Source organism: uncultured Pontibacter sp., assembly GCF_947502515.1.
Classification (GTDB): Bacteria; Bacteroidota; Bacteroidia; order Cytophagales; family Hymenobacteraceae; genus Pontibacter.
In genome coordinates this window covers 207,567-219,534 of the sequence record NZ_CANNAI010000007.1, presented here as the reverse complement: position 1 = coordinate 219,534, position 11,968 = coordinate 207,567, and the positions used below count along the sequence as shown (strand labels likewise).

Genomic DNA, 11,968 nt, shown 5'->3' with positions numbered 1-11,968 from the left:
CATTTTTTCAAAGAGGTATTGCCCACGCATCTCGCCGGCACCATTTCTCCCTTAATTCAAGATATGCTTGTATATTTGTATACCCCTGAGCATTGGGGCACGTTTATACCTGTACAGTACACCATAAAGAAGATAGACTATGTTTGATATGATGGGCATGATGGGCAAGATGAAAGAAGTCCAGGCCAAAATGAAAGAAGCGCAGGACAACCTGCAGCACATTACCGTTACCGCCGAGTCGGGCGCGGGCCTCGTGAAAGCGACCGTGAATGGCCAGCGCAAGCTCCTCAAGATTGAGATTGACGATTCCATCCTGAACACGAACGACCGTGACATGGTGAACGACCTGGTGGTAGCTGCCGTGAACAACGCTATGCTGACTGCGGGCGAACGCGCAGCTGAAGAAATGAAAAAGAGCACAGAAGGCCTTTTACCTAACATCCCCGGTTTAGATCTAGGAAACTTTGGACTCTAATCCCTGCCTCACGGCGATTGTAATACTTAACTGGAATGGACTCCGCTATCTGCAGGAGTTTTTGCCCTCGGTAGTGGCCAACAGCTCTGGCTGCGAGGTTGTCGTGGCCGACAATGCCTCTACCGATGGCTCTATTTCTTTCTTACAGGAGCACTTCCCGCAGGTGCGCATCATCCACAACGACGACAACTACGGTTTTTGCGAGGGGTATAACATCGCCCTGCGCCAGATCGATGCCAAGTACTATGTGCTGCTGAACTCTGACGTGGATGTGCCGCCGGGCTGGACAGAACCGATCATCCAATTAATGGAAGCCGACGAGAATATCGCCGTCTGCCAGCCCAAGATCGTTTCGCAGCAACACCCTGATTTTTTTGAGTACGCAGGTGCTGGCGGCGGTATGCTGGATACCCTGGGCTATCCTTTTTGCCGTGGGCGCCTGTTTGAAACGTTGGAAGAAGACCGCGGGCAGTACAATGATGTAGCGGAGGTATTCTGGGCAACAGGCGCCTGTATGTTCGTGCGAGCCAATGTATACCACGGTCTGGGGGGATTAGAGCCTGCTTTTTTTGCGCACATGGAGGAGATAGATTTCTGCTGGCGTGCCAAGAACGTGGGTTATAAGGTCATGTATAACGGCAACAGCCAGGTATACCACGTGGGAGGCGGTACGCTGCACAAGTCTAATCCGCGCAAAACTTACCTGAACTTTCGCAATGGCATGGCCTTGCTGTACAAGAACCTGCCGGCCGGGGAGCTGTTTTCAATAGTTGTTATCCGCATCCTGCTGGACTGGGTAGCTGCCCTTCGCATGCTGCTGGCAGGCCAGTCAGCCGACGCCAAAGCAGTGCTCCAGGCACACGCCGACCTGTTGCGCAAAAGCAGTTATTGGCGCCAGCGCAGAAAAGAACAGCAGCTGAAAGGTACTTTTCCGGCTATGACAGGCGTTTACAGAGGAAGTATTGTGTGGCAGTACTTTGTGCGCCAGCGACGCACGGTGCGGGACTTATAGATCCCAAACAGTGCTGCGTTCGCGGCGCAGGTGCTTGCTTACGTTCATCCAGAAGGCCATAATGAAATAGAGAATGATTGGCGAGCCCAGTGTGAAAAACGAAATGTAGATAAAGGACAGGCGAATGCTGCTAGAGGCTATGCCAAGCTTCTCACCCAACATGGCGCAGACACCAAAAGCCTGAGATTCGATAAAATATTGTAGCCTTTTCACTTTCGTTTGATTTAATTTTAAAAGTAGGAATTATACAGGTCACTGTCAAAAAAAATCGACAAACCCCATAAATACAACGCTATAACGCAGGTCGCTACCTATATCTTACGTTGTATACCTGATTCGGATATGAAACACAACAAAAAAAACGCTGCTTTGTTCCTGCCCCTGGCTGTTGTTATGCTCACGGCCAACACAGGCTGCACCCTGCAGCGCATGGTAAAACAAGCCCAAAAGCAGGAAATTGAAGTCACCCCGAATCCACTCGTCGCCAACGGCGAAGAAGTGGTGTTTGAGCTAAAGGCTACCCTTCCTGAGAAGATGCTGAAGAACAACCAGGACTACCGCTACAAGATCGATGTGGTATACGAAGCCGCCGGCCAGCAGCGGGAACACCTGGGTGCACTTAACTTTGATATCGGCAACTATCTCTACGAAAACCGTCGCCCTACCATCACGCAGGAGTTTGCCTTCCCCTACGCTCCACACAAAAACAAAGGCCGATTACTGGTGCAAGGCACAGCTATCGACAAGCGCAAGCGTGACCGGGTGGCCTATACCCAGGAAGAGCAAGTAGCAACTGGCCTCAACACCACGGCCCTGCTGATGGTGCGAAGCAATGACTATACCTACGTGCCGGATAATTACAAGACCATGGCCGAAGGTCCTGCCAGCATCATGTTTTACTTCGACGAAAACCAATTCGCCACCAAAAACTACTTGGGTGAAAACCTCCCCCTACTAGACCAGTACGCGATGGACACGGTGAAGCAGCAGACCATCAAGGTGATCGGAAGCCAGGCGCCAAACGAAAAAGGCACTGACCTGGCGCAGAAACGCGCCAAAGCACTTGCCGATTACTACCGCAGTAAGGTAAGTCTGCTCGACTACTCGGGCAAGAAGGTTGAGATCAGCACAGAAATAGAGCCGACCGACTGGGCAACCTTGTTGGAGCGGGTAAACAAGTCGGCTTTGCCGAAAGCCCAGAAGCAGGAGATAACTACAATACTGCAAGGCACTGGCTCCGACAAGCAGAAAGCAGATGCCCTGCAGCAGAGTGCAGCCTTCGACTACATACGCAAGTATGTCTACCCGACCATGCGCTTTGCCCGTGTGGAGGTGGACTACAACCGCGCCCGCAAATCTGACTACGAGCTATACCTGCTGGCCCGCCGCATCGCCGACGAGTCTGCCAGCGCTGATGTACTCACGGGCGACGAGTTGCAGTATGCCGCTACCCTGACTCCCCTGCTGGCTGAGCGCCGCAAGCTGTACGAAGCAGCCGTGAAGACCACCGATAAATGGCCTGCCTATTACAACCTGGGCGTGGTGTATACCGAGATGGCCCGCAAAGAGTACCGTACAAAGGCCAGAGAAGCGCTACTTGATAAGGCCATCCACAACCTGAACTTTGCCGGATTCCGCAATCCAACGGCCGAAGTAAACTACGCGCTGGCCAGCGCCTATCACCTGCGCGGCGAACGTGAGAAGGCCCTGCAGATCTACGATTACGCCATCCGGCTCGGGGGTGAACAGGAACTCCTGCACCGTATCTTTACCGACAAAGCCGCCCTCGAAATGGAAATGGGCCTTTACGACGAGGCCATCCGCAGCCTGACCTATTCCGGTGATGACTACCAGACCAACATGAACCTGGGGCTGAGTTACCTGCTGAAAGAAAACTACGAGGGAGCGCGAGACTATTATGAAAAAGCCCTGGAACTAAAGCAGGATGATCCGCTGGCGCATTACTCACTGGCCATCGTGGGTGCTCGCCAGCAGAACGAGGGCATGGTGCGCATCCATTTACGCCGGGCTATACAGAAGGACCGCAGCTACATGGAACGCGCATTCGACGATCCAGAATTTGCTGCCTATCACGGAAAACAGGCATTCCGGGAAGCGATGATACGATAAGTTACGCGCTATACATTGCAAATTGACAGACTTATCTTAATTTTACCAACTGAACCGAGATTTTAACATTAATATGCGAAGTATACAGTTTAGAGAAGCCCTTCGTGAAGCCATGTCAGAGGAAATGCGCCGTGACAAGAGCGTGTTCCTGATGGGTGAGGAAGTAGCCGAATACAATGGTGCTTACAAAGTGAGCCAGGGCATGTTGGACGAATTTGGTCCTGAGCGTGTGATTGACACTCCTATCGCCGAACTTGGCTTTGCCGGTATTGGCGTAGGTGCCTCTATGAACGGCCTGCGCCCTATCGTAGAGTTCATGACATTCAACTTCTCACTGGTAGCCATTGACCAGGTGATCAACTCTGCCGCCAAAATGATGTCTATGTCAGGTGGTCAGTACTCCTGCCCGATGGTGTTCCGCGGCCCGACTGGTAGCGCAGGTATGTTGTCTTCCCAGCACTCCCAGAACTTTGAAAACTGGTACGCTAACACCCCTGGCTTGAAAGTAGTGGTTCCTTCTAACCCTTACGATGCGAAGGGATTGTTGAAGTCTTCTATCCGCGACAACGATCCGGTGATCTTCATGGAATCAGAGCAGATGTACGGCGACAAAGGCGAGGTGCCTGAAGAAGAATACCTGATCCCGATCGGTGTAGCTGACATCAAGCGTGAAGGCTCTGATGTGACCATCGTGTCGTTTGGCAAGATGATGAAAGTAGTTCTGGCTGCTGCCGAGGAACTTGCAAAGGACGGCATCAATGCGGAAGTAATTGACCTGCGCACGGTGCGTCCAATCGATTACAAAACGCTGATCGAGTCTGTTAAGAAAACCAACCGTATGGTGGTGGTAGAAGAAGCATGGCCACTGGCCTCTATTTCTGCTGAGCTGGCTTACCATATCCAGAGCAACGCATTCGATTACATGGATGCGCCAGTGAAGCGTGTGACATGCCGCGACGTGCCACTTCCTTATGCCCCTACTCTGATCGAAGCCTCCCTTCCAAACGTGGAGCGTACGATTGAAGCAGTAAAGCAAGTAATGTATAAGAAAGCTTAACTAGCTTCCTGACATAAATTATAAAACGCCCCCTGGCTTCTGAGTCAGGGGGCGTTTTTATTTGACAGAAACTTTATTCCTAGGAGTAGTTGCTTTCAATGTGAAATCACAAGCATGGGAAGCAAAGTAAGCCCTCTAAAAGTCTTCAGGAATTTGGTTAAAAGTGATTGTCTGCTTCGAATGAGCAGATTGGCCCTCTTTTTTAATCTAGTATTCTCACAGCAATCGGGTTTAGGTGTTCGCCTTCATTCTCGACTTGTACCTCGACTCTACTGCCTTCTTTCAGTTGGTCGAATGTGACTGTTTCACCGTTTCTGGTCAGTCTAGTAGTTTCTCTGAAATAAAGCTCGAGTGTTTGATTATCGTCAGTTTCCACATAGATCTCCGTTCTTTCAGGTTCTACTTTTTTCACACTGCCTTGGTATGTGCCAGATGCTACGGAACTGGATTCGCCATGCTGTGATTCCATTTCATTTGAGCCATCATTGGGTGATTCCATGGTGGTTGTGGTGTTATCTGTGGTATCGGAACCACCATCCTGACAACCGTATAGAAACAGGGAGAGTAGCGCAAAGGCTGCGAATACTGATTTGAAGTTTTTCATAGGTTAGATTTTTGAATTTGTGCTATAGTTTCTCTTATTCCGTTTACAACTGCCTGTTTTATACGCTTCAGTCAAAAATTGTTTGTCTCCTGCCAGCTGTGTTCGCTTTAGTTTAACCCCGACTTCCGTTTTACCTCCACTTTGCCGGTTTCTTCATCTTCCTCCACTTCCTGCTTTTCTACTTTTACGGCGGTGTCAGAGGGTTTTATCCCCTGGTCATGTTCTTCGGAATATACCTGCGTGAATTCCGCGCCCAAAAGAAAGATGATCGAGGTATAGTATACCCAAACCAGAATCAGCACGAGTGAGCCGGCAGCCCCGTAGGTATCGGCCAGCGGGTCATGTTGAAAGTAAATGTTGAGGACGTACTTGCCCAGTGTAAACAGTATGGCTGTGACCGCAGCGCCTACCCATACATTCGGCCAGCGGATTTTGGCGTCGGGCAGTACTTTGAAGATAGCCGCAAAAATAACGGTGGCAATGGCAATGGATACCAGTATGTTACCAATCGTGACCAGGTATACCGCTATACCTGACAGCTCCTGCCGCAGGTAATCGTAGACCAGGCCCAGCACCACATCAATCGAGAGCGAGACGAGCAGCAGAAACCCGAAACTGACTACCAGCGCCAGCGACAGGATGCGCCCGAGTACCAGTTTCATAAGGCCTTTCTCTGTCTTTGCTTTCACCTTCCACATGGCATTGAGTGAGTCCTGCAGCGCTACAAACACAGTAGTCGCACTAAAGGCCATGACCAGCACGCCCACAATGGTCCCAATAGTACTTGACTCCGACTGGCTGGCATTTTCGATAATGCTCTGGATCTGGGATGCGCTGTTGCGCCCCATAATACCGCCGACCTGGTTCACGACCTCCCCACGCACTGCATCCTGCCCAAAAGCGGCGCCCGCAATCCGGATGGTGATGATCAGGACGGCTGGCAACGAGAAGATGGTATAAAAGCCGATGATCGCGGCGTAATCCAGCGGATTGTCGTCAAAGAACTTCTTAAAAGTCTGCTTGGTGAGTTCCCAGGTTGTTTTAAGCTTTTTCTGCATACCTGCTTTCTGTTTCCCTTAAGTAATCCCATACGGCAAAGCGTACTCCAGGATTTGGGAAAGGCAGGTAGAGCATGGTTAGGAAGGCTGAAGCACGAGTCGGGCCAGGTAGTTGCCATGCTCGCCCTCATAAAGCTGCCCGAAGGTATAGCCATGGTCAGTAGCGTAGTCTTCCAGGATAGCAGGATCGATGAAAAGCCACCTGAACTCTCCGGTCTGATGCTCCTTGTAGCGCATATTATAAAGCACCTCCCCATAGTAGCCCGCATTCAGATCAAGCAGCACAGAGCCATCCTCTTCTTCAAACATGTAGAGTATGTCAGACGACTCGAGCAGAATCTGCCCACCCGGATTAAGAAGCGTTTTGGCATGCTCCAGGAAGCGCTCCAGCCCCTCCAGATCACCGGCTATACCTATTCCGTTCATCAGCAGCAGCAGCGTGTCGTAGCGCTCGCCACTCAGTTTAAAAATATCCTGCTGCACTACCCGCTGTACACCTTGGGCCTGCATGGCCTGCACCGCTCCGGCTGACAAATCGAGCGCTGTTACATCAACCCCACGTTCCTGTAGTGCCAGGCTGTGGCAACCGGCCCCAGCGCCTACATCCAGTACACGTCCGTGGCAAGCCTCCAGCGCCAGCAGTTCGAGCTCCGGCATCCCATCGGGTGTGCGAAACAGGTAAGCTGCTTTTATCTCGTCATCTTCGGTCAGGTTGCTTTCCACCACAATGCTTGCTTCAAGGTTTCCGGCCATAAAGTCCTGTATAGCAGCCCCCACCGGGTCATTTTTCATCTCCATGCTGTCTGATTATTTTTTGCAAAGAAAAGAAATCTCTTTCTTTCTTTTCCTAAAGTTGAACTTATCCAATTATATATTTTACTCCATATTGAACCACCTGCCTAATTATCAGCCATTTAGAGATAAAAAAATAGCATACACCGTTGCATTAATCAGAAATTTATGTAGATTGGCAATCAATAATCGACCTAGACCTGCGTTTACCTATGAACACGACACTATTTAGCCACATTCAATTGATGAATCCCGTGCTTGAAAGCCGATACTTAAAACTGGAAGAGTCGCGCAACCGACTGATCGGTGAGCTCGAGGGCCTGGATGAAGAGCTCTTAAACCGGCCCGCCGCCACTGGTAAGTGGTCCATCAACCAGATTGTAGCTCACCTGATACAGGTAGAGCAACTGACCAATAGCTACATTCAGCGCAAAGTGCAAGAAGAAGAACTGGAGTCTGCCTCACTGGCGCATACACTCCGCTCACTCTTGCTTCGTGTTGCACTTCATTCGGGCATGAAATTCAAGGCACCTGCCGCCGTCGCGAAAGTACCAGCACACGCAAGCCTGAACTCACTGCGCATCCAGTGGGATGCTGCCCGCTATCAGCTCGAAGACACCCTGACGGAGCTTCCGCGTCCATTGTTGGATAAATGTGTTTTCCGTCACCCGTATGCAGGTATGCTCACGATCACCCAAACACTGGCTTTTCTGCAGGACCACTTCGATCACCATGCCCGCCAAATCTCCCGCCTGCGGCAGCAGTGGCTAAAGTAACCAGACCTAAAAGTCTCCTAACTCCATCTGCCTGATCACAAGTCCGTGCCCACCGGCACGCAAGCCTGTGATATGTCCCTCTCCGTCAAGCTGCAGCATCACCTCGATCTGGCTGGGTGACGGATGGCGCATGTGATAACCTTGGTGTATCAGAAAATTTGGTTTTTGTATCTGCAGATAATCGTGCAGGTAGCAGGCAAGCGGTCCTGCTGCCATACCGGTGGCAGACTCTTCAGGTATACCATAGCTTGGGGCAAACATACGGGTATTTGCGTCAGCAAGCGATGTAGCCGTAGTGAATGTGTAGAAGCCTACCAAACCCGCCTTGTCCGAGACTGAGCGAACAAGCTCCTGATCCGGTTGCAGATGATGCAGGGTGCCCTCGTCAGGTATAGGCACCAGCAAAAAAGGAACTCCTGTGCTTGCAATGACGGGTACTGACGGAAAAGCGAAACCCTCCGGAAGCCCAAGCGCTGCGGCAATCAGTTGGGGATTGATAGCCGCAGTTTCAATGGGCGTATACTGCGGCGGCAGTTGCGCCTGGTATACCTTGCCTCCTTCAAAACTGATCTGACGTGGGCCTTCTATAGATTCTTTCACTGCGCTGCCGTTGAGCAGCAGCCCTTTCTTCCATAGCAAACTGAAGGCAGCTACAGTCGCATGACCGCAATGCGGAATCTGCTTTATGGGCGTATAAAACTCGATTTTCACATCCCCTACATTGGAGGCTGATACAAAAGCTGTTTCTGAAAGCCCCAGCATGGCGGCTATCTTCTGGCGTCTTTCATGTGAAAGCTTGTCAGCAAAAAGTACGACACCAGCCGTGTTGCCTCCATTCGGCTGTTCTGTAAAAGCTTTGACAAGGTATAGCTCTGGTGTTAAGTTCTCTAGGTTGGCCATAGGGTGTTTGGAGTTATTAGCGTGTTACTCGTTGGCTGTTTCGCTTTCTTTCAAAGCGACAAATTCCATTTGAAGGGCTTTGATGCGCACTTCTGTTTCATCGGGCAATTCGTCGAAAGCCTCTTTGCGCTGGTTCAGTTCGTCCAGCACGGAGGCCGCCATGTTCCAGTCCTGCTGGTCCCAGGTTTTGTGTCGGGCCCGCACATTGCTCATAAAGTTTTTATAGGCTTCTTCTACATTATCGGCACTCAGGGAGGTGCCGTTGGCATACTGTCCCAGCAGGTCGCGCTCCCACTTTGTTAGCTGGGCCTGATCAACTGCCAGCTTGTCGCGCTCCCTTTCACGGGCTTTGAAGTCGGCTTTGATCTGCTGATAGTCGGCCTTTAACTTCTCCGAGAAGCTTTCCTGCTTACGATCAAGCTCTTCCGTGCGGCGCTTAAAGTCTTCTTTTGTTCTTTTCCAGTCTTCTTCCGTTCGCTCTTCCAGTTTATTTGTCTGGGTATTCACCCAGGACCGAAACTCGTTCACGTCTCCTTCTATCTCCTGTTCGCGTGTGGCGGTGCAGGCACCGAACATGGCAACAAAAAGTACAAAAGCACCCCACTTCAGCAGAGGGGTCTTAAATGAAGAAAACTGTAAAAAAGGCAAGCAAATATTTTTCATCATCCATTTGTTAATCATTTGATATCAGGTAGTTCCAATTGTCAGTATTTATCTCGAAAATATACTTACGTATTTAGACTGTTCAAAACTAATACCAAATATGGTTCGTATTTAGCAGTAGAAGATATTTATAATACAATTAAAAAACAATATACTAACATAAACAGATACTTAACAATTAAAATACCGGCTGCTTACTTATAAGTGAAGCAGCAACAGCTAGAATAGCTTGCACTACGAGTATGCGTTAAAAGGCACAAGTGTAGTGTAAGCTATTGCTTTTATATATACTTATCTGATAGAAATTCGGATAAGCTTCTCACAAACAATTCTGGCCACTTCCCCTCAGAAAATCAGGTATTAAAATACGCAGCTTTTTAACCAGACGCTAGTCTGATTACGTATGTTGCAGCGTGAAGCTAATCATATGACACAAGAACAGAAAAACTTTATGCGGGAAGCGATCAGGCTTTCTTTGGAGAAAATGGAAGCGGGTTTTGGCGGTCCTTTCGGGGCTGTCGTCGTGCGTGATGGGGAGATCATTGCCCGTGGGTACAACAATGTGCTGGCCACCAATGACCCGACTGCCCATGCCGAGGTAGATGCCATACGCAAAGCCTGCCAGGCACTTGGCAACTTTCAGTTAACTGATTGTGAGCTGTACACCAGTTGTGAGCCCTGTCCTATGTGCCTGGGCGCCATTTACTGGGCCCGCCCTCGTAAGGTATACTATGCAAACTCCAAAGCCGATGCGGCTGCAGTGGGCTTTGATGATCAGTTCATTTACGACGAAATAGACAAAGATGCGCCAGACCGTTCTATCCCGATGGAGCAGATGCTCCGGGAAGAAGCACAGGAGGCATTCAGACGCTGGGCCGTCAAAGAAAATAAGCAGGTATACTGAAAATGCACACAGATTGCTCCAAAAATAAAAAGGGCTGAGCTATTGAAAGCTCAGCCCTTTTACTGTATCTCCAGAATTGCTTAGCGACGTCCGCCCATCATCTTGGCAAGGTTAGCCATACCGCCTTTGGTACCGGCCATCTTGTTCATGGAGCGCATCATCTTACGCATGTCGTTGAACTGCTTCATCAGGTTGTTCACCTGTGTGATATCCGTTCCGGAGCCTTTCGCGATACGGGCACGGCGGCTGCCGCTGATCATGTCCGGGTTCTCACGCTCCTGCGGCGTCATTGATTTGATGATCGCTTCGATCGGCTTGAAAGCACCTTCGTCGATCTCTACATCTTTCAAGGCTTTGCCAACACCCGGGATCATGCCCACGAGGTCCTTGATATCACCCATCTTCTTGATTTGCTCGAGCTGGGTCAGGAAGTCATCGAAGTTGAACTGGTTCTTGCGGATCTTCTTGTTGATGCGCTTCGCTTCGTCCTCGTCGAAGGCCTGCTGCGCACGCTCTACGAGGGAGATTACGTCACCCATGCCGAGGATACGCTGGGCCATACGATCCGGGTAGAACAGGTCAAGCGCCTCCATCTTTTCACCCGTTGAGATGAACTTGATCGGCTTCTCTACTACCGCACGAATCGAAAGGGCAGCACCACCACGTGAGTCACCGTCGAGCTTGGTGAGCACTACGCCGTCGAAGTTGATACGCTCATTGAAGGTCTTGGCAGTGCTCACCGCATCCTGACCCGTCATGGAGTCTACCACGAACAGGGTTTCAGTTGGCTTCACGGCCGCCTTGATCTCAGCTATTTCTTTCATCATCGCCTCGTCCACGGCCAAACGACCGGCGGTGTCAATGATGACTACTTTCTTGTTTGTCTTCTTGGCGTGGGCAACGGCGTTGAGAGCAATCTGAACCGGATTCTTGTTTTCCAGTTCGGTATAGGCCTCTACTCCTACCTGCTCGGCCAATACCTGCAGCTGGTTGATCGCAGCCGGACGGTATACGTCACAGGCAGCCACCATCACACTACGGCCCTGCTTTTTGAGGTAGTTGGCCAGCTTGCCAGTAAAGGTAGTTTTACCAGAACCCTGCAGACCCGCGATCAGGATGATGGCTGGCTCGCCTTTCAGGTTGATGTCCTGCTTCTGGCCACCCATCAGTTCCGTCAGCTCCTCGTACACGATCTTCACCATCAACTGGCCCGGAGACACAGCGATGAGCACGTCGCGGCCCATAGCCTCGTCCTTGATCTTGTCGGTTACTGTTTTGGCTACTTTATAGTTCACGTCGGCGTCCACCAGGGCACGGCGTACCTCTTTGATGGTGGCAGCTACGTTGATTTCTGTGATGCTTCCCTGGCCTTTGAGGGTTTTAAAGGCGCGGTCTAGTTTGTTACTTAAATTATCAAACATCTCTCTAATTCTGGATTTACCTACAAAACTAAGGAATATCAGGAATAGTTGCTATAGTAATGATGAATGGGTAATGATTAATGGTGAATGAATAATGATTAATGAGTAATGACGAATAGATAGATAAAAGGAAAGATGGGTGCCGAATGGGATGACGAGCTGAGGACCGTTGTTTT

At 50.3% G+C, this 11,968-nt stretch carries 13 protein-coding genes; 6 read left to right on the top strand and 7 right to left on the bottom strand.

Annotated features, from left to right (window positions below):
* Positions 1–139 precede the first annotated feature (139 nt).
* Entirely contained in the window at positions 140–475 is a 336-nt protein-coding gene (locus tag Q1A54_RS17340) for a YbaB/EbfC family nucleoid-associated protein (RefSeq protein ID WP_007654970.1), read from the top strand.
* Entirely contained in the window at positions 465–1,487 is a 1,023-nt protein-coding gene (locus tag Q1A54_RS17335; RefSeq protein ID WP_299990652.1) for a glycosyltransferase family 2 protein, read from the top strand. The genes Q1A54_RS17340 and Q1A54_RS17335 overlap by 11 nt, the downstream gene beginning before the upstream one ends.
* On the opposite strand, the gene Q1A54_RS17330 is transcribed toward Q1A54_RS17335, so the two are convergent.
* Entirely contained in the window at positions 1,482–1,700 is a 219-nt protein-coding gene (locus Q1A54_RS17330; RefSeq protein WP_007654962.1) for a PspC domain-containing protein, read from the bottom strand. The two genes, Q1A54_RS17335 and Q1A54_RS17330, sit on opposite strands and share 6 nt — an antisense overlap.
* A 129-nt stretch (positions 1,701–1,829) precedes the next feature.
* Here Q1A54_RS17330 and Q1A54_RS17325 point away from each other — a divergent pair, with 129 nt between their 5' ends.
* The gene (locus tag Q1A54_RS17325) at positions 1,830–3,617 is read left to right on the top strand and encodes a tetratricopeptide repeat protein (RefSeq protein WP_299990648.1); all 1,788 of its coding nucleotides are present in this window, start codon (positions 1,830–1,832) and stop codon (positions 3,615–3,617) included.
* Positions 3,618–3,690: 73 nt separating this feature from the next.
* Positions 3,691–4,674, top strand: coding sequence for a pyruvate dehydrogenase complex E1 component subunit beta (locus tag Q1A54_RS17320; RefSeq protein WP_196119621.1), 984 nt, complete (start codon positions 3,691–3,693; stop codon positions 4,672–4,674).
* 202 nt (positions 4,675–4,876) lie between these two features.
* Here the strand turns inward: Q1A54_RS17320 and Q1A54_RS17315 are convergent, their stop codons facing one another.
* From Q1A54_RS17315 to Q1A54_RS17305, 3 genes are all read right to left on the bottom strand, one after another.
* Complete coding sequence (locus Q1A54_RS17315; RefSeq protein WP_299990645.1) at positions 4,877–5,278, bottom strand: hypothetical protein; 402 nt, start codon at positions 5,276–5,278, stop codon at positions 4,877–4,879.
* 107 nt (positions 5,279–5,385) lie between these two features.
* Entirely contained in the window at positions 5,386–6,336 is a 951-nt protein-coding gene (locus Q1A54_RS17310) for a YihY/virulence factor BrkB family protein (RefSeq protein ID WP_299990643.1), read from the bottom strand.
* Positions 6,337–6,414: 78 nt separating this feature from the next.
* A complete protein-coding gene (locus Q1A54_RS17305) occupies positions 6,415–7,134 on the bottom strand; it encodes a class I SAM-dependent methyltransferase (RefSeq protein ID WP_299990641.1) in 720 nt (239 codons plus the stop codon).
* Positions 7,135–7,340: 206 nt separating this feature from the next.
* Here Q1A54_RS17305 and Q1A54_RS17300 point away from each other — a divergent pair, with 206 nt between their 5' ends.
* Positions 7,341–7,904 (top strand): DinB family protein, encoded by a 564-nt coding sequence (locus Q1A54_RS17300; RefSeq protein ID WP_299990639.1) that lies wholly within the window; start codon positions 7,341–7,343, stop codon positions 7,902–7,904.
* A gap of 6 nt (positions 7,905–7,910) precedes the next feature.
* On the opposite strand, the gene Q1A54_RS17295 is transcribed toward Q1A54_RS17300, so the two are convergent.
* Together Q1A54_RS17295 and Q1A54_RS17290 are read right to left on the bottom strand one after the other, a co-directional pair.
* Entirely contained in the window at positions 7,911–8,804 is an 894-nt protein-coding gene (locus tag Q1A54_RS17295) for a PhzF family phenazine biosynthesis protein (protein ID WP_299990637.1), read from the bottom strand.
* 24 nt (positions 8,805–8,828) lie between these two features.
* On the bottom strand, positions 8,829–9,452 hold the full coding sequence (locus Q1A54_RS17290) for a hypothetical protein (RefSeq protein WP_299990635.1): 624 nt from the start codon (positions 9,450–9,452) through the stop codon (positions 8,829–8,831).
* A 442-nt stretch (positions 9,453–9,894) separates the two neighbouring features.
* On the opposite strand from Q1A54_RS17290, the gene Q1A54_RS17285 reads away from it, so the two are divergent.
* Positions 9,895–10,371 (top strand): nucleoside deaminase, encoded by a 477-nt coding sequence (locus tag Q1A54_RS17285; protein WP_299990633.1) that lies wholly within the window; start codon positions 9,895–9,897, stop codon positions 10,369–10,371.
* An 80-nt stretch (positions 10,372–10,451) separates the two neighbouring features.
* Here the strand turns inward: Q1A54_RS17285 and ffh are convergent, their stop codons facing one another.
* Entirely contained in the window at positions 10,452–11,792 is a 1,341-nt protein-coding gene (gene ffh / locus Q1A54_RS17280; protein WP_299990631.1) for a signal recognition particle protein, read from the bottom strand.
* Between the last annotated feature and the right edge of the window lie 176 nt (positions 11,793–11,968).